Annotated in this window: 13 protein-coding genes; 2 read left to right on the forward strand and 11 right to left on the reverse strand. The window is 30.6% G+C overall.

What is annotated here, in order from left to right:
* Positions 1–10: 10 nt before the first annotated feature.
* From kdpB to CLCY_RS02590, 4 genes are all read right to left on the reverse strand, one after another.
* The gene (kdpB, locus tag CLCY_RS02575) at positions 11–2,068 is read right to left on the reverse strand and encodes a potassium-transporting ATPase subunit KdpB (RefSeq protein WP_048569578.1); all 2,058 of its coding nucleotides are present in this window, start codon (positions 2,066–2,068) and stop codon (positions 11–13) included.
* 48 nt (positions 2,069–2,116) lie between these two features.
* Positions 2,117–3,739, reverse strand: a complete 1,623-nt coding sequence (gene kdpA / locus CLCY_RS02580; RefSeq protein WP_048569579.1) for a potassium-transporting ATPase subunit KdpA — start codon at positions 3,737–3,739, stop codon at positions 2,117–2,119.
* 429 nt (positions 3,740–4,168) lie between these two features.
* Positions 4,169–5,233: a mannose-1-phosphate guanylyltransferase gene (locus CLCY_RS02585; protein WP_048569580.1), complete on the reverse strand. Its 1,065-nt coding sequence runs from the start codon at positions 5,231–5,233 to the stop codon at positions 4,169–4,171.
* A gap of 47 nt (positions 5,234–5,280) precedes the next feature.
* Positions 5,281–6,096 (reverse strand): Cthe_2314 family HEPN domain-containing protein, encoded by an 816-nt coding sequence (locus CLCY_RS02590; protein ID WP_048569581.1) that lies wholly within the window; start codon positions 6,094–6,096, stop codon positions 5,281–5,283.
* A gap of 354 nt (positions 6,097–6,450) precedes the next feature.
* Between CLCY_RS02590 and CLCY_RS02595 the strand changes: the two genes are divergently transcribed.
* On the forward strand, positions 6,451–6,753 hold the full coding sequence (locus CLCY_RS02595) for a hypothetical protein (protein WP_048569582.1): 303 nt from the start codon (positions 6,451–6,453) through the stop codon (positions 6,751–6,753).
* Between the two features lie 1,186 nt (positions 6,754–7,939).
* Here CLCY_RS02595 and CLCY_RS02600 read toward each other — a convergent pair.
* The 3 genes from CLCY_RS02600 to CLCY_RS02610 all read right to left on the reverse strand — a co-directional run bounded on the left by CLCY_RS02600 (position 7,940) and on the right by CLCY_RS02610 (position 11,654).
* On the reverse strand, positions 7,940–8,473 hold the full coding sequence (locus tag CLCY_RS02600) for an HPP family protein (RefSeq protein ID WP_048569583.1): 534 nt from the start codon (positions 8,471–8,473) through the stop codon (positions 7,940–7,942).
* A gap of 190 nt (positions 8,474–8,663) precedes the next feature.
* A complete protein-coding gene (locus CLCY_RS02605; RefSeq protein WP_048569584.1) occupies positions 8,664–9,413 on the reverse strand; it encodes an SDR family NAD(P)-dependent oxidoreductase in 750 nt (249 codons plus the stop codon).
* 126 nt (positions 9,414–9,539) lie between these two features.
* Positions 9,540–11,654, reverse strand: coding sequence for a methyl-accepting chemotaxis protein (locus CLCY_RS02610; protein WP_048569585.1), 2,115 nt, complete (start codon positions 11,652–11,654; stop codon positions 9,540–9,542).
* Positions 11,655–11,944: 290 nt separating this feature from the next.
* On the opposite strand from CLCY_RS02610, the gene CLCY_RS02615 reads away from it, so the two are divergent.
* Positions 11,945–13,111 carry a M20 metallopeptidase family protein gene (locus tag CLCY_RS02615; protein WP_048569586.1) on the forward strand — a complete coding sequence of 389 codons (1,167 nt, stop codon included), beginning with the start codon at positions 11,945–11,947 and terminating at the stop codon, positions 13,109–13,111.
* A gap of 446 nt (positions 13,112–13,557) precedes the next feature.
* Here CLCY_RS02615 and CLCY_RS02620 read toward each other — a convergent pair whose 3' ends face one another.
* From CLCY_RS02620 to CLCY_RS02635, 4 genes are all read right to left on the reverse strand, one after another.
* A complete protein-coding gene (locus CLCY_RS02620; RefSeq protein ID WP_082141672.1) occupies positions 13,558–13,962 on the reverse strand; it encodes a HEPN domain-containing protein in 405 nt (134 codons plus the stop codon).
* A gap of 218 nt (positions 13,963–14,180) precedes the next feature.
* Positions 14,181–16,658: a GGDEF domain-containing protein gene (locus CLCY_RS02625; RefSeq protein ID WP_048569587.1), complete on the reverse strand. Its 2,478-nt coding sequence runs from the start codon at positions 16,656–16,658 to the stop codon at positions 14,181–14,183.
* Positions 16,659–16,735: 77 nt separating this feature from the next.
* A complete protein-coding gene (locus CLCY_RS02630) occupies positions 16,736–17,599 on the reverse strand; it encodes a TerC/Alx family metal homeostasis membrane protein (RefSeq protein ID WP_053083240.1) in 864 nt (287 codons plus the stop codon).
* Positions 17,600–17,772: 173 nt separating this feature from the next.
* On the reverse strand, positions 17,773–19,482 hold the full coding sequence (locus tag CLCY_RS02635) for a bifunctional diguanylate cyclase/phosphohydrolase (RefSeq protein WP_048569589.1): 1,710 nt from the start codon (positions 19,480–19,482) through the stop codon (positions 17,773–17,775).
* Between the last annotated feature and the right edge of the window lie 31 nt (positions 19,483–19,513).

The following is a 19,513-nucleotide window of genomic DNA, read 5'->3' on the forward strand; positions in this document are numbered from 1 at the left end:
AATTTACCTCCTAAAGAATCCCAAGTACACTTAGTAATGGAGTTATAATCATATCTATTACCTTAATTGCTATAAATGGAACAATACATCCTCCAAGTCCATATACAAGCAGGTTTCTAGTTAATATAGAATCAATACTGGCAGATCTATACTTAACTCCCTTCATAGCTATAGGAATAAGTGCTGGAATTATTACCGCATTAAATATTAATGCACTAACAATAGCACTATTAGAACTTGAAAGGCCCATAATATTAAGTGTATTCATACTAGGAATAGATGCTGCAAATATAGCTGGAAGAACAGCAAAGTACTTAGCTACATCATTTGCTATACTAAATGTAGTAAGGGCACCTCTAGTTATAAGTAGCTGCTTACCTATTTCTACTATTTCAATTATCTTTGTTGGATTGGAATCAAGGTCAATCATATTAGCCGCTTCCTTAGCTGCCATTGTTCCACTATTCATGGCTATACCAACATCTGCCTGTGCAAGAGCTGGTGCATCGTTAGTACCATCACCTGTCATAGCAACTAATTTACCCTGTGACTGTTCTTCTTTAATAGCTTCAATCTTATCCTCTGGTTTTGCCTCTGCAATATATGCATCAACCCCAGCTTCCTTGGCGATTGTCTTAGCAGTTAAAGGATTGTCTCCTGTACACATTATAGTTTTAATTCCCATAGAACGAAGTCTTTCAAACCTTTCTCTAAGACCTTCCTTTACAGTATCCTTTAAGTAAATAACACCAACTATATCATTATTAACAGCTACCACTAATGGAGTTCCTCCAAGTAATGATATATCAGTTATTTCCTTTTCTAAGTTACATGGAATTGAGCCTTTTTCAGATTCTACTAGTTCCTTAATGCTATCTCCTGCGCCTTTTCTATATGCAGTTCCATCATTTAGAATCATTCCACTCATTCTATTTTCTGCTGAAAACTCTATAATTTCAGCATCAATATACTTTGTAGCTTCTTCCTTAAATCCTAATTTCTCAGCAAGTACTACCACACTTGTTCCCTCAGGAGTTTCATCCATTAAAGATGACATAGCCGCTGCTTTAATTACATCTTCCTTTGTGTGGTCTCCTACTGGAACAAAATCCGCTGCAAGTCTATTTCCATATGTTATAGTACCTGTTTTATCAAGTATTATAGTACTTACATCTCCGCATGCTTCAACCGCCTTACCGCTCATAGCAATAACATTAAAGCTAACTGCCCTGTTCATACCAGCAATACCAATTGAGGATAGTAGCCCTCCAATTGTTGTTGGTATAAGACATACAAGTAGTGCAATTAAACTTGCCATACCTATCTTTACATTAACGTAATTTCCTATGAAATAAAGGGAAATAGTAACTATTATAAATATAGCAGTAAGCGTTATAAGAAGTACCTCAAGTGCTATTTCATTAGGAGTTTTTTGTCTACTAGCTCCTTCAACAAGTCCAATCATCTTATCAAGAAAGGACTCTCCTTGATTAACAAGTATTTTAATTTTAAGTGTATCTGAAACAACTCTTGTTCCACCTGTAACACTTGAGAAATCTGATCCTGCTTGTTTTAATACAGGAGCAGATTCACCGGTAATTGCTGATTCATCAACTGATGCTATACCCTCTATAACTTCTCCATCACCTGGAATTATATCTCCTGCAGAACAAATAACAATATCATATTGCTTTAATTCACTTGCATCTATAACAGTTATTTCGCCCTTTGCATTTAGAAGGTTTGCCTTAGCATCCTTTTTGCTTTGCTTTAATGAATCCGCCTGAGCCTTACCTTTACCCTCTGCAATAGATTCTGCAAAGTTAGCAAATAAAAGAGTTATAAATAGTATTAAAAATATTATCCCATTAAATACTCTGCCTTCGCCTATATTAATTAAGCTAGATGGTGCAATTGTAAATAGAAGTGATATAAAACATCCTATTTCAACAATAAACATTACAGTATTATTAATCATATATCTTGGATCAAGCTTTAAAAATGCCCCTTTTAAGGCTGTCATAACTACTTTTTTATTTAGAAATTTTCCTTCACTATTCTCTTTCATAGTCCTCACCCTTTTTTATTAATATTTAAAATACATCTTAAATTTAAGTTATCCTATAGATGTTAAGTATTCAGCAATAGGACCTAGACATAGTGCTGGGAAAAATGTTAATGCACCGATAACAAGAATAATAATTGTAAGTATAATATAGAACAATACATTATCTGTTTTAAAACCTTCTGCATTTCCAACACTTGGCTTTAGCATTAGAGAGTAGGATGCATATAAAAGAGCTCCCATGGAAACATATCTTCCAATCAGCATAGTAATTCCTGTTAGCAAATTATAGAATACTGTGTTATCACGAATTCCCTCCATAAGCGACCCATTATTAGCAGCCGCTGATGTAAATTCATATAGCATTCTTGATAATGTATGATAATCCCCAGTACCTTTACTAACAATAGCTGCAATAGCTAGTGGAATCAGTATAATAGTAGGATGTACAAGTATTGCAATTGATGCACACTTCATTTCCTTAGCCTCAACCTTCTTAGAAAAAAGCTCTGGAGTTCTACCTACCATAAGACCACAAATAAACACACTTAGTATTACATATGTTATAAGATTTAAGAATCCTACACCATCTCCACCAAAAATACTATTAAGCATCATTCCTAGCATTGCTGCAATTACAGATAAATGACTTAACGAGTCTAGCGATGTATTCACACTACCCGTAGTAAAGGTTGTAGTAATAGTACTAAATAAGGTGCTTAAAATTCCATCAAACCTAACCTCTTTCCCCTCTATATTCATTCCATTTTGAATTCCAAGAGAAGAAAGATATGAGCCTTTAGCTATCTCGCCAAAGTGAAGCATGCCAAATAACATTAGGAATATAGTTAAACAGGTCGCAAATAAAACAATTCCTTGTTTTTTATTTTTCATGATAAGTCCAAAGGAAGCTATAAGTCCACCTGAAATAACCATCATTGAAAGCATTTCTATAATATTGGTTATTGGAGTTGGGTTTTCAAATGGATGAGCAGAATTTGCTCCAAAGTATCCTCCACCATTTGTTCCTATATGCTTTATAGCTTCAAATGTAGCTATAGGACCTGACATAATAGTCTGTTTACTGCCAGAAAGTGTACTAGCTAATGTTTCACTTCCTAAACTTTGAGGTACTCCACCTAGCATTAGTAATATAGCTACAACAAAAGATATTGGTAAAAGCACTCTAACAATTACCTTCGTAAAATCTTCAAAAAAGTTACCTAGTGAATTAAACTTACCTGATATGCCTCTTATAAAAGCAAATGCAACTGATATCCCAGTTGCTGCTGATGTAAACATTAGGAATATCATAACTAAACTCTGTACAAATACAGGTATATCCTCACCTCTATAGTGTTGAAGATTTGTATTAGTTATAAAACTTATAGCTGTATTAATAGTAGTATCCCATCGTAAACCAGATGCAACTAAAAGAACTATAAAAGAAACAATTGCCATAACTAAATTTGAAACTAGTATACTTATTAAATAGTCTTTAAAGTTCATCTTTTCACTAGTTCCTAGTAGTTTAAGCATTGGTCTTTCAATTAGAGAAAATACTTTCTCTCCAAAAGTATCTTCATAAGAAATTATCTTCTTTAGGTATAGTCCCATTAAAAAGCTTAATCCTATAAAGACTAGCATGAAGACTATTAAAAACCCCAATTCCATATTCTCTTCCTCCTAAACATTAATCCCGGGACTTGCAATTTAATAAATCTGATTATATCATTTGAAACAAATAAGAAAAGGTTCAAAAAAGGCTTAAATATATTAATTTTAGTCAAATAAACCTGAAATTTCATATTAATACCTTAAAATCGTAATAGTTTGTTTGTTTTCATTAATTATTAATATAATTTTCTTCACTAATTTCCTATTAATAATCATCATTAAAAGATTATTTATACTTTAAACTATATATGGAATAAATATACTTTAAAGTTAGACTTATTAGATTTTATAAAATACCATGAAAACATTTTCTACTAAAAGCCTTATTATGTATTTTACAAAATATTATTTCCATTAATTCAAATTAATATCCTATATAAACTAAAGAGAGCTATATTGTATTTAATTTACAATATAGCTCTCTTTTTATATAAACTTTTCATATTCATCTAGTGAGGATATGTTTTTTACAAGTGCTTTAATATCCTGACACCTTTCTTTATTGCATACTAAAAGAACATCTTCTGTATCTACTATAAGTATGTTTTCAAGACCTATTCCCGCAACAAGCCTTTTGTCACCTAATATGGTGGTATTTTTCACATCTAAAAGACTTACATCCTTAACAGAGATTACATTTTCATATTCATCTTTATCAAGAAATCTTTCAAGGGAAGTAAAACTTCCTATATCATCCCATTCAAATGAAGTTTCAAGAACAGCACCTCTATGTGTCCTTTGCATAATACCAAAATCTATTGATATTCCATCTATTTTATTGTATTCCTCTTCTATAACCTCATTTTCCCTATCAGTACCTATATATTCATACATTCTCATTAATGATTTATATAGATCTGGAAGATACTTTTTAAATTCTCTTAAAAGCCTATCTGCTCTCCATATAAACATTCCACTATTCCAAAGATAGCTTCCTTTTTCTATAAAGCTTTTAGCAACTTCAACATTAGGCTTTTCTACAAATCTTTTAACCTTATAAATACCATTATTTACTTCTGCCCCTTTTTCGATATATCCGTACCCAGCCTCAGGCCTAGTAGGGCTTATTCCCATAGTAACTAGGTAATCCCCATCTCTAGCCATAGAAATACCACGTCTTAATGTCTCCTCAAACTGATCTTGTCCTATAATGACATGATCAGATGGAAGTACTACCATTACAGCCTCAAAGTCTTTTTTAAGAAGCTTTATCGCCGCAAGACCAATGCAAGATGCAGTTTCCTTATTTGTTGGCTCTCTGAAAATATTACCATCTTCTATATCAAGAAGATTCTTTATAATAGGAACATAATTTTGATTTGTAACTATATGAATTTTATCTTTGTCTATAACACTGGATATTCTATCAATTGTGCACTCTATCATGGTTTTGTCCCCTACAGTTTTAAGGAACTGTTTCGGAAGATGCTTTCTTGACTTAGGCCAAAACCTAGAACCAAGTCCTCCTGACATGATTACCCCATAAACCATAAAATCACCTCGCATATATACATAATATGATTAAGGTGTATTTTGTGTTACTTTGTTTTTCTTTTTTTCCTTTTATATTGTCCTTTAACTTTATCCACGCTTTTAGGTTTGTTATAATCTACTTTTACATCAACCCTATCTAAGTGCTTATTTGTATCCTTACCCATATATCTTTTTATATCTTTAAGTAATTGCTCCATTTTAATACACTCTTCATTAAGTAATTCGTACTTTTCCTTTGAGTGAATATATCTTGGACAATAATGCATTATAACCCCTTTTCTAGATTCATCATATCCTTTATCAGGTATATTAGGGTCATAGTTATGAATCTTATCATTTCTATATCTACTTATCTTACAGTCTTTCCAGAAGTTTTCTAGCCTATTACTAATTCCTTGATTTTTCATCTTAACCTTTTTTATTATGTTTTTATTAAATCCAAAACTACCATCAACATTTATATCATAATATATATTTAAAACATGATATAATGCATCAATTATAGATATATATTGAACTTGAAAATTTCCATAAAAATAATTTAATTGAAATAAATAGCCTCTACCTTCATCTGATAGATTAGGAAAAAATCGTCCATTATCTTCTCCAAGGTCACATATAGTTCTATCATCTATATTCTTATTATAAAAATATATAAAATTAATAATACTAAATCTTAGTTCACGAAGTCTTATTCTTAATTGGATTAGCCAAGGGTCTAAAGTATATCCTAAATCAAGATAATCGATTTCTTTTCTTGTAGTTTTGTACTTAAAATCAAACTTTAAATTATCAATAAAGCTATGATCTTTAGCTATTTGAATTTGATCCTTTTTATCTATAAACCAATATTTAAACATATTTCATCTCACATTTCTACAAACTATAATATTATATTATTATTACTAAATCATTTATGTTATTTTAAAATTCTTTATCTAGGTACTTGTAGCCCTTAAGCTATCAGACAATTAACTATTTAAATTCAACAAATAAATATATATTCCAACAATTCTAACATTATTCCTTCTATTTTATTAATATTTTCGTCGAAACTTACAATAATATATAGTAGCATGATTAATACCTTTCTATTTAAACTATAAAGATTAATCTATTGCTATTTGCCATTTATTATGATAAATTATATCTAAGAATAATTATTATCATATAATAAATAGTAATCGTATAAAATAATTATGAGGTGATTAATAATGAACATTCGTATGGACAATGAAACAAGCAAAGCGCTTAAACAAGAACTATCTAATAAAGACAAAGAATATGGAATTAAAGTAGATATATCTACTATTTCATGTGGTGGACCTATACTTTCGGTTTCTCTTTGTGAAAAAAACAGTCCTGAAGAATTTTGTGAAGTAAATGGAATTAAGGTCTTCTTAGATGAAGGTTTAGATAAGTATACAGATAGTATTGAAATAAGTAAAAACGATAAATTCGGTGGAGGGTTCTCAGCAACCTACGGCGATGGATGCAGCGCTTGTAATGTAGACTAATTTAATCAGCCCTATTAACCAGAGAGTATTCCTTAACTTATAGGAATACTCTCTTTTATATGCTTAATTACTTCTCTCTATACTCAAATGTATTATCATTGATTTTTTCTATACATTATGGTAAGTTATATATAAGGATAATAATTATTACCTAAAAACTTTTCCCTTCAATATTATTAATTTTCGAGGTGATTATAGTGAATATTATTATGGATATAAACACTAGTACAGGTATAAAAGAAGTACTAGATAAAAAAGACAAACCTTTTGTAATTAGAATCTTTATAACTACAATAGGATGAGACGGTCCAGGACTTGGGATTGCTCTGTATGAGCAAAAAGAAAATGATAAAATAATAGAAGTTGATGGTATAAAGTTCTATCTAGATAATGGTGTACAAGAATTCCCTAGTGATATTCAAGTATTTACCCTTGATGAAAGATTCGGTGGAACTGGTGAATTTATGGCCAAATATACAGGGGTTCAAGGTTGTTCAATTTAAGGGCTTTGATGTAAACTTGTGCTCTTGCAGAAGTGGTATATAGGCTTAAAAACAACGAGAGCTTCAAATAGATTTTCTAATCTGAAAAATAGCCTTAGACTAAGTGTGACATCTAAATCGCTTTGCTTGCCGATGTCTTCTAAGTCTAAGGCTATTTTTACAGATAAGAGTCTCTAGTTTTCGCCTCTACTGTTTTAAACCTATATACCACTTCTTGCAATGAAACTATCCTTACATAACAAAATTAAATTTCACTTGTATACAATAACTTTTTAATATATAAAGAGTGTTATTTCCCGGGAAATTGACACTCTTCTTCATTTTATACTTCATAATAGTTTCTTCCTATGTAAAATCTTAAGAGATATGTTTTAGGATTAATATATCTTTAGAATATTAATTTAACAAATAAAATTTCAAACTACTCTTAATATGATAACTTCTAATTCTCGAAACAAAAGACTATTTCTCTTCTTTGTCATGTAGGGATAGTTTCATTGCAAGTAGTGTAGCCTTTATATAAACCATAGAGCTGAAAGTTAGAACTTCTTATTCTAAAAAATCCCCTCTCCTTAGTAAGATATCGCACTTAGGAGAGGGGATTTTTTTGAATTAGAAATTCTTCTTGAAAGTCTCGTCGGTTTATATAAAGGCTACACTATTGCAGAAGCACTCCCCCTACATTAAACCGCCTTTTCTTCTTCTACTTTATTTCTATGATTTTTTATTTTATCATGAATTTTATTCATTAATATAGCCCAAACAACTAGTATAATAGTCCCTACAAGTACAGGTTTAATAATAAAAATCGGGCTAGCCTTTGTAAGTATTGCTATTAGTGAAGTCGCCCCTGCTGGAGGATGGATTGTATTTGTTATAATCATAATTCCATTAGCAATTGTTACTGTAAGAGCTAGAGACCACCATGTTATCCCAAACACCTTATACATAACAATTCCTGTTATTGCTGCCAGTACATGTCCACAGATTACATTTTGCGGTCTAGCAAATGGAGATTTTGGTGTGGTATATAATATAACTGCAGATGCACCAAATGATGCTATTAAAAAAGCACTATCATAATTTACAGATAATATTGTAATAAGAGAAACACCAATAAATGTTCCAATAAGAGCTAATATTAAATCAAATCTGTTTATATGGGAAAAAATATTTACCTTTTTATTATTTTCATTACCCTTTAAGTTTTCCGCCATGATATCCCATCCTTTCTCTAAATAATATAATTAAAACATTTTTCATCATAAATATCGGTTGCCACAGCTACAAATATCTCCAGATAAATTTAATAGTTCCTTACTCTATTTAGTATAATATATTATTCAACATGAGAAAACTCTAAAAGGGCTGGTAAAGGTTAAACCATCTACCAGCCCTTTCTTATATTTATTTAAAGTTTATATATCCATCATCTACAAATACAACTTGTCCATTTATTCCGCTAGCTTCCTCTTTAGCTAGAAAAACTACAACATCTGCAATTTGTTCTGGCTCTAGAATTTCTTTTCTTGCATGCATATTTTTTAGGTAATCTAGTGCTTGTGCCTTTAATTCTGAAATCATTGGTGTGTTAATAACTCCAGGACCTACCCCTACAACTCTAATTCCATATGGAGCAAGATCCATTGCTGCCGACTTTGTAAGCATTTCAACAGCTGCCTTACTTGTTGCATACCCCATCATTGTAGGACCTGTAATTCTAGCTGCAATTGATGCTGTATTAATTATTGTACCTTTTTTATTAAGTTCTATAAGCTTTTTACCAAATATATGTATTCCATTGAAAACCCCATGTTGATTAACACCTATAACCTTTAGATAATCCTCTTCAGTTTGTTCTAAAAAAGGTTTATTTATAGTAATTCCTGCATTATTAAATAAAATATCTATAGTTCCAAATGCTTCAAGAGTTTTTTCAATCATATTCTCTACACTTTTGTAATTACTAACATCAACCTTTACATATGAAACATTTTCGTTAATTGTTCCTAACTCTTCAGCAACTGCTCTAGACTTTTCCTCTCCTGTTCCAGCAATCATTACCTTAGTACCTTCTTTTAGGAACCTTTCTGCTGATACACGTCCTATTCCACTTGTTCCTCCAGTTATAATTACAACTTTATCCTTCAATGACATGAGACTTCTCCTCCTTCGTTTCTATAGAATATTGTGTATATTCACAATTATATCACATTTCTATTTACAATTACTTATTCATTAATCGAAAAGGTAGGCAATTTAATTAAATTGCCTACCTTTTTTCTATACCTTAAACTTAGAAATGCTACTAGATATTTCTTCACTACTTCTTACTACTTGACCACAAATATCCTTTACATTTTCAGCCTCGTTTAATACATCCATAACTTTATTAGCAACATCACTTGTTCCCATTGCTCCTTCAGTAGCTGCTGATGCAATTCCATCAACTAATGAGTTTGTTTCCTTTATTGACTCTAATATCTTCTCTGTGGACTTAGTGAATCCATTTGAAATTTTTGCAAAAACCTCAGCATCCTTATTGTATTGCTGCGCTGCTTTAATCATCTTTCCGTAGTCAACAGACACATTTTCATTTAAGAACTCTAACATACTATTAGAACTATCAACTAACTTTTGTACAGAGGTAGTAACCTTATTAGTTATATCTTGAATTTCTCCAACAGTACCCTTAGATGATTCTGCAAGCTTTCTTATTTCCTCTGCAACTACTGCAAAGCCTCTTCCTGACTCTCCTGCTCTTGCTGCTTCAATTGCAGCATTTAATGCAAGTAGATTAGTTTGTTCTGTGATTTCCATTATAGACTCTGATAGCATCTGAATTTTTGATACTTCCTTAGACTCATCTAGTGCCTCGGCTAACTTACCACTGGTTTCACTTATTATTCTTTCTCCTTCTTTAATAGCCTCCATAAACTCATTTTTCAATTTAGCTGCTCTAACTGTAATTTCCAATGCAAGGTTATTTCCCTCTTCTATTTTAGTAGCCACTTCTTCAACTTCCTTCTCTACTTCCATAGATGAGCTACTCATTTCCTGTGCTGATGCTGCTGTTTGCTCTATATTAGCTGATAATTCCTGGGTTATAGCTGAAACATTTTCAATATTTGTTGTTAGGGTATTTATACCTTGTATAGCTTTGTTTGCAAAGTCATGCACATTATTCGATTCCTTTTGAAAACTATTTAGTGTATCTCTTGTATTCTCCTTCATTTGAAGCAAAGACTTACCTAACACTCCTATCTCATCAACTCTATTAATCAAAGCATCAGGTATATATTCTGTAAAATCTGCTTCTCCCATCCTCTTCATATATCTTGATGATAGTTCTATAGGCTTCACAATCTTCTTAGTAACTAAAAACACTAGTATAATTGAAATAACTATAACTACAAAGCTAATAATTATTATTCCTTTCAAAATATCATTATATCCTTTATATATACTCTCCTTTGGTATATATGCTCCAAATCCCCATTGTCCTTCTATTCCCTTTATGTGAATAGGAGTAAATATACTTATTGAACCATTTGACTCATATTCTACTCTCTTATTTTCTATTATTCCTTTAACAATTTTCTCTGCTTTATCAGCCTGTCCAAATGTCCCTAGAACTTCATGTAATTTCTTTCCTACTGAATCCTGTAATTGACCCTGAGCCATAACACTTCCTTTGTCTGTTACTAATGAAGCATACCCATTAAGAGGCTTTGCTTCTACAATCATTTTTTGGAAACTATCTAAACTAATATCTCCTCCAGTTATCCCTATGAAATTTCCATCTTCATCGAATATAGGTACAACAACTGCAGTAATCCATGAAACCTTCCCCCCTGCTTCATACTTAATAGGTTCCATTAAAAAAGGCTTTTTAGTTGTTTTAGCTATTTGATAGTAATTCTCTTCACTAGTATCATCGTAGTCTGTTATAGCTTCTACAGTTACAGAGGATTCACCTTTAGAAAGATATGTTATAAATCTTCCTGTTGAATCATGTCCTACCTTATTAATATAGGCACTATCCTTTCCATCATAGGCATTAGGCTCAAAAACTACATATAACCCATCTAGATAATTATTTTTCTCTAAATATCTCTTTAAGGTTTCTATTGCTTCTTCTCTAGGAACATTTTTATTTATCTTTGAACACTCCATATAACTAGACATAGCAAGAGTTGATTGAGCCGATGCGTTTAACTTATTTATAATATCCTTTGAATATGCATTTGCTATTTCTCTTCCATAACTCTTTGAATCATTTAAGGCAGTTCTTCTAACTTGAATAAGTATAATAGAACTAATAGCCACTATAACCCCTAACACAAGCAAAGCTACTATTAAACTTATTTTTGAAGATAGCTTCCTTAGACTAAACATAAAACCCCTCCTTAATACATCCAACTAAGAATAATATCCAATTCTTAGTAATCAAAATATAAGCAATGTCATTGAACTTTTTTTACAATTAAGCACAATATATATTTATAAATAAACTTATTAGATCCTAGTATTGTAAATCTAACCAAAAATGATTTATATGAGGAAAATTTGATTTGCAGAAAACCATTTACATAAAGTAATATTGAATTAGCTAGATAATATATACATACTTCTCTAGCAAGAGAAATATTCGCAAATTAAAACTTACTCAAAGGGAGAGTATATAAATGATTGATAAGTTACTAATGGAAATTAAAGATAAACTTATAGACATTAGACGTGATCTTCATAAAATACCTGAAATAGGCTGGAAGGAATATAAAACTACAGCATATATTAAATCTATTTTAGAAGAAATAGGTCTTGAAATAGAAGAACACTCTCCAACTGGAATAGTTGGAATATTAAAAGGAGCTGAAGATGGCAAATGCATACTACTTCGTGCAGATATTGATGCTTTAAACACCTCTGAAAACAACGATATTCCCTATAAGTCTTGTCATAGTGGCTTTATGCATGCCTGTGGACACGATGCACATATAGCCTACACTCTAGGATGTGCAATGATTCTTAAGAAACTTGAAAATCAAATAAAAGGCTGTGTTAAGTTTGTATTTCAACCTAATGAAGAGGGAAGCTGTAATGATAGTGGAGCTAAGATAATGATCGAAAACTCTATACTTGACAATCCTAAGGTAGACTATGCACTATCTGGTCATATATGGCCTTATATACCTGTAGGTGAAATAGGAATTGTAGATGGATGTGCTATGGCTTGTCCTTCTCAATTTAGTATTGAAGTTATAGGAAGAGGTGGCCATGGTGCCCTACTATATCAAAATATTGATCCTATTCTTATACTTAACCAAATATATATGTCACTTCAGGGAGTTGCAGCACAAAACAGTCCTCAAGAGGACCCAATAATAATATCTGTTGGTCAATTTCATGCAGGAACAAGGGATAACGTAATTCCAGACACCGCAATGATGTCAGGAACAATTAGAACCCTTAGCCTCGATACTACAGAAAGAATAAAGAAAAAAATCGAGTCAATAGTATCCTCAATAACTCAAGGTCATGGAGCAAACTATAACTTCCAAATATCATCAGGTGTACCTACGATAAACCACAGAGAAGTTGTAGATATATTACTAAACCTAAACAAAGATCAAAGCTATAAAACCTATTCATTAAAACATGGAGCAATGACTGGAGATGACTTTGGGCACTTTAGTAAAAAAGTTAAATCCTGCTATGTATATATAGGAACAAGAAATGAAGAAAAGGGAATCTTAAACCCTCTTCATAGTACAGAATTTAATATAGATGAGGATAGTATAATAGTAGCTACTAAATTTTTCTCACATTCTATATTAAATATGTTAAGTTAATTGATTTAATATAGAAGTGAAGAGATGAAAGAGATTAGGCTGTTTTAGAGTAGATTATATTTGATAAGAGAATTATTTGTGCTACGCACTGTTTCTTAAGTAATTTATTGAATCCTTAGGAAAGTGTAGTCAAATATTGAAATAAGGATAAGTATAATTTACTAAACATATTGGCCTAACGGCCTAAATATAAAGTGAAGTATTTTAGATAAGAATAGTTTCTTTGCAAGTAGTGGGGTCAATCCCTAAATCAATAGAGTCAAAAACTAGAGATTCTTATCTGCTTAAATATGCTTATACTTAGTAAGATATCGGCAAGCAAAGTGGTTTAGATATCGCACTTAGTATAAGCATATTTAGGAAGATTAGAATCTCTGTTTGAAGATCTCGTCGATTTAGGGATTGACCCCACTACTGCAAGAGCACAAACTTTCTATAAAACATTCTTATATTATATCCTTCAGCTCTTCCTTAATTATAATATTCATATCATTATATACATTTAATGCAAACTCTACATCGCTTTTTTTAACCCATAAAGGGTCCTCACTTGGATACTTATCTTCTATATAAAAGGAGCTTAGAAATGGGCAGTCCCCTTTAAATTTTATAAATTTAGGATTTCTATCCGCTGCTATATTTACAAGGCTAATAAGACTATGTCCATCCATAAGTTCTCCTGTCTCTACTAAAACATACCCTTTTAAATTTTTTTCAATTGCTTGTTGAATATGGAAGCATATTATGCCCATATCCCCTCCATTATCTAGCAATATAATAGCAGAATCTATATGCTTCTTTGATAGGTAAATCCAATCAACTCCTCTAAATTCACTTAACTTAAACGACACACAAATCACCTCCGTTAGAAATATATAGTAAGTACATGTTTCCTATTTATTGTATAGTATTACCTCACTAAAATTATCGTCATATTTTGGTAAAAATAAACCTTAATTCCACTGCTTCAATATTCTTTTTAATAATTAACTATACTTTTACAATATCTTTCATTAAAAATAACAAAACCTGCACAACATTTTGTTTGCAGGTTTTATTTTTATTTAAATTATATATTATTATTTAAATCCAAACTTACTTCACCTTTATACTTACTTGGTAAAATAGTAACTATAGAACCTTCTCCCTTTCTCTTCTTTGATACATACATAGCCTTGTCTGCAAACTTAAACAGCTCCCCTATACTTCTACTATGAAAATTGTAAAGAGATACTCCTATAGAACAGCACACAGTTACAGTTTTTAAGCCTATGTATTTTTCAATTGTTAACTTGTCTGATAGCATACATTTAAGTTTTTCTAATTCTTCATCACTTGATATACCATGTTTATAGAATCCAAACTCATCCCCGGATATTCTGAAAACCACTGTACTTCCATCAACTAATGATTTTAAAATATTAGCTATTTCTATAAGTATTCTATCACCTTCATTATGTCCAAATGTATCATTATAGTATTTGAAGTTATTTACATCTATAAATGCAAGGGCTCCATATACATCACTATCCATTTTAATTAGTTCTTCTATTTTATTTTCGTAACAATTTCTATTATATAGTCCTGTTAACTTGTCTAGATTCAGCTTTTTATTAAGAGTTTTTCTTTTATTTATGTCATCACTTATATCTAATACAATAGATGTTACTTCGCCATCGCTCTCAATTTGAGCATATTCTCTAAAGTATTTCTTTAATCCATCTACGTAGGCTGAATACTCTATTTCAAACTTTCCTGTACTTCGCGCCTTTTCATAAATGCTTCTATACTCTTCCTCAGTGATATTAATTACTTTTAAATACCTAGAAAAGTTAGAAATATCCATATCTTCTAAAAGTCTAAACTGTGTATCAGATGTAACTTCACCTGTATCTAATCTAATTGTTATAACGTCAATTCTAGGATCCTTTTTAAGTACATATTCAAGTTTTCTTTTAATCTTACTATTTCTCTTATTAGCTATTGCTACCAAAAATATTAGTAAAAAGCAAATAAGCATAAGTATAATGGCTACTTTTATCCCTAAATCATACTTTTCCTTAGTTTTATCAATTATAGAAATATAGTTATCTTGAAACTTTCCTTGAATTTTCTGTGCATCTGAACTATTCCCCATACTCTCAACTAAATATGTATGTATAACCTTTTTCATTATGCTTCTTAAAACTTTATCAGAATTTTCTAGGTTTACATAAAAATCAATATATGCATCTATTCTATTTATTTTTCTTATATTATCCTTACTTTCCTTTGTAACCATATACTCAAATGTGTCATCATCAACAATCATATAGTCTATTTGTGAATTATTAAAAGCATCAAGAAGTTCATCTTGATTCTTATATTCTATTACATTAGACTTCATATAGTAATTTATCTTATCAAGCTTGTACCTTGATAATGAAGCAACTTTATAATTAGGCAAACTATGAAAGTATTCATACCTATTTCCATCTTGTTTTCCTACCATTATAAGTGGACTTGAATAAATCTTTTCCTTATTCTCCTCTTCTATATCTAAAGGGGATGTATCTATTTTCATATCTGTCTTTTCATTTAGATTATCACTATATAGCACCTTAATTCCTGTAAAGTCCTCAAGCATTTCTCCTATTTCATGAACTATCCCCTTTTCCTTACTTCCTTCTCTAAAGAAAATAGGATAGATATCATAACTTGTATTTAGTGTAACTTCCTTTGTTTTTTTAATATATTCTTTCTCTTCCTTAGTTAAAAATTCTTGAAATCTTAACTTAAGATTTTCCTTATAGTTGATATTATTATGTTCGTAGATTCTAGAATAAGTAGGGAATTTATTAAAATCCTTATTCACTATATCAACTAACTTAAAATACTTTTTATTAGTTGTAGCAGCTCCTAACTTAAATGCCAAAGAATCTATATTATAAACTATTTTCAAGTTCTCTCTACCAATTAACTCCTGTCTTCTATGGTACTCTAAAAGACCTAGGTCAACTTCTTTTTTCTCAATAGCATCTAATACTTCTTTTCTTCCGTTATAATATTTAATATTTTTAAATCTTTTTGATATTATATTTTTCGTAATAGGCCCATTTAAAGCGCCAATTATACTTTTATTTATATTTTGAGGTGTAATCTTACTATCTTTTCTCGCAACGCACAAAAAGCTTCCTAGATGTTTATAATCCACATATCTTGTATTTTTGTTCACTTCTTCATTTATAGGAGTACCTAATAGAAAATCTACTTTCCCTTTATAAAGAATATCAAGTGACTTCTCTACAGGAACACTTATAACCTTAACATTAAGATTTAACTCTTCTCTTAAATAATCTATAAATGGTGAGTCATAGCCATAGGACCTTCCTTTTACTTCACGATAATTCCATTCACTTACTGTTCCTACTATTATCTTATCCTTAGAGATATCTTCTATATACTTAGAATCAGAGGAAGATATCTCCTTAATATCTGCTTGTACTACGTTAATAGAAAATATAAAAAGCATTACTAACCCTAAAAGTATAGCAAGTGTTCTTTTCACATTATTACCTTCTTTTCCTTAGTTTGTTTATAATTTTACCATAAAAGTTATTATTTTTTTACTTTAGTAACATAAAATTAACTAATAATGTCGTTTTTTATCATACCTTCTCTTATTTTTTCCCTCTTATTAGCTAATATAGACATAACTACACTTCCGATTAAAAGAGTGAATATAACCATTAAAGAAACAACAATAGAAATATGTATTCCAAACAATAGTACGGATAATTTTATTCCAGTAAAAACAAGAATCAAGGCAACTCCCTGTTTTACATATCTAAACTGATTGTTCATATTCGAAAGCACAAAATAAAGACTTCTAAGACCAAGCATAGCAAAAATATTAGAGGTGTATACTATAAAGGGGTCTGTTGTAATAGAAAATATCGCTGGTATAGAATCTATTGCAAATAATACATCTGACCCTTCTATTAAGAAAAGAATAGCAAACAAAGGTGTTGCATAAAGTATATTGTTTTTTCTAAAGAAAAACTTTTCTCCATGAAGCCTATTAGATATAGGAACTATTTTTCCAATAAGCTTTATAAAAATACTCTTTGAATAATCCCTATTTACCTCTTCCTTATCCCTTAACATTTTCACACCACTTATAATTAGAATAAATCCAAATATGTATAAAACCCACCCAAACTCACTAACTACACTTACTCCAAAGACTACAAAAATAAATCTTAGTATTATAGCACCTATTATTCCAAAGTTAAGCACTCTTCTTTGATAATTTGAAGGTATATTAAAATTCTCAAATATAATGAGGAAAAGAAATAAATTATCAAGACTTAATGTTTCCTCAATAACATAACCTCCAAGATACTCTAGTGCCTTATCCATTCCCATAAAGAAATATATCCCTAAATTAAAAACTAAAGATAGAGATACCCAAAACACTACCCATTTAATAGCTTTTCTAGTTTCCATAACTATCCTCCTAACTAATAGAATAAACAGAATTCTTAAATCAGAGGAAGTTTAACTCCCTCTGATTCTTAGAAGTCGTTATCCAGGAGCTTAGCGCAGCTTATCCCATAGCTTATAAAGGGATGGATTAGCGGCGATTAGCTATCGGATAAACAAAAAAGAGGAACAAGATTTTATACATCTACTTCCTCTTCACCTGTATTCTTTTTATTAAAGCTATAGAATAATTTATCATTCTTTAGCATAGCATTAATAAAAATCTCGCAAAGTTCTGGATCAAAATCCTTTCCTTTTCCTAGCCTTAGTTTATCAATAGAACTGTTAAGATTTCTGGCTGTTCTTACATCAAAGGAAGATGTAAGAGAATCAAATGCATCTATAATAGATACTATCCTAGCAAAGTAAGGTATATCTTCTCCCTTAAGTCCACTTGGATGACCATGGCCATCGTATCTTTCGTGATGATACAATACCACTTTTTGGATTTCTTTTAAAGGAATCATATCCTTTATTAATTCTACACCCTCCTTAGAGTGTGCCATATATTCCTCTATCTCATCATCCTTTAACTCTTCTCTTCTAATTAAGGTTTCCTTAGTTAAAGCTATTTTTCCTATATCATGCATATAAGCCGAATACCTTAAAAGCTTTCTATCCCTTTCACAAAGTCCAATATCCCTTGAAAACATATCCGCATACATAGCCATTCTTTCACTATGCTCAATGGTAAATCCATCTCTCGAATTGATTTCATTCATAATTGTTTTTATATTCATATAAAGGTCTAAATTATTTTGAAGTACATCTCTCTTAATTTCTTCTAATATACAATCATATGCCTCTACACGATTCCTATTTAAAAACTTAGCTTTATAAAGAGCATCATCTGCTCTATTAATAAGCTGTGATGTTGTAGATGCTCTATCAGGATAGGTACACAATCCAAGAGATGCAGTTATCTTAACTTCTTCAAGTCCAAGCTCATAATAGAAGATATGACTCTCTATTCGGCTTCTTATTCTCTCTGCTACCTCTAAGGCTTCATCTCCGTTATTTCCTGGGAGTATTACTGCAAACTCCTCTCCCCCATATCTTGCTACTACATTTCCCTTACCAGCTTCATCCTTAATTATCCCTGCCATTGTACTTAAAACTTTATCTCCAAAGGAATGTCCATAGGTATCATTTACCTTTTTAAAATAATCAATATCAAGTAGAATTATAGAGAGATAACTTTGTAACCTCGTTGCCTCATCAAAGCTATTTTTAAGAGACTGGTTAAAAAATCTTCTATTGTAAACCTTAGTTAGATAATCAATATTAGCAATCTTTGATATTTTTTCCCTTGCATTTTCCTCAGCTATTATAAATATTCTAAGAATAATGTATATACCTATAAAACTTATAGCTAGGGGAATATCATTAACAATAACATTTGGTAGAGATTTGTAGTAACTATAACTTACTATAGTTATAAAAAGACAAGAATAGATACATACTATACTAGACAAAATACGACTTCTTTGAATACAAGTTAAAATTATATAAATAACTAATACAAACTTATAATTACTAAAAACTCCCCCGGACTCTAGGATAAGCTTACTGTAAATTATAAGAAGCACTGTGCATTCAATATACTCAAATATCTTACCTTTAAATTTATTTAGAAGCCTTTTATCAAGAGTTAAATCTACAATATACACTATAGCAAGAAGTGAGGAAATCAAAGAAAAAACAAAAGGTTCAATAGCTTCAAATTTTATTACAACATTGAAAACTATATAAAAAAAACCCACTGCAGAAAATATTAAACTAAGCAACTTAAAACTATCTACCATTTTATTAATAGATTCTTTTCTTTTCTTATCTATATGATTCATACAATCACCCTTTATATATTTAAGTGGTCTA

Source organism: Clostridium cylindrosporum DSM 605 (assembly GCF_001047375.1).
GTDB classification, from domain to species: domain Bacteria; phylum Bacillota; class Clostridia; order Clostridiales; family Caloramatoraceae; genus Clostridium_AB; species Clostridium_AB cylindrosporum.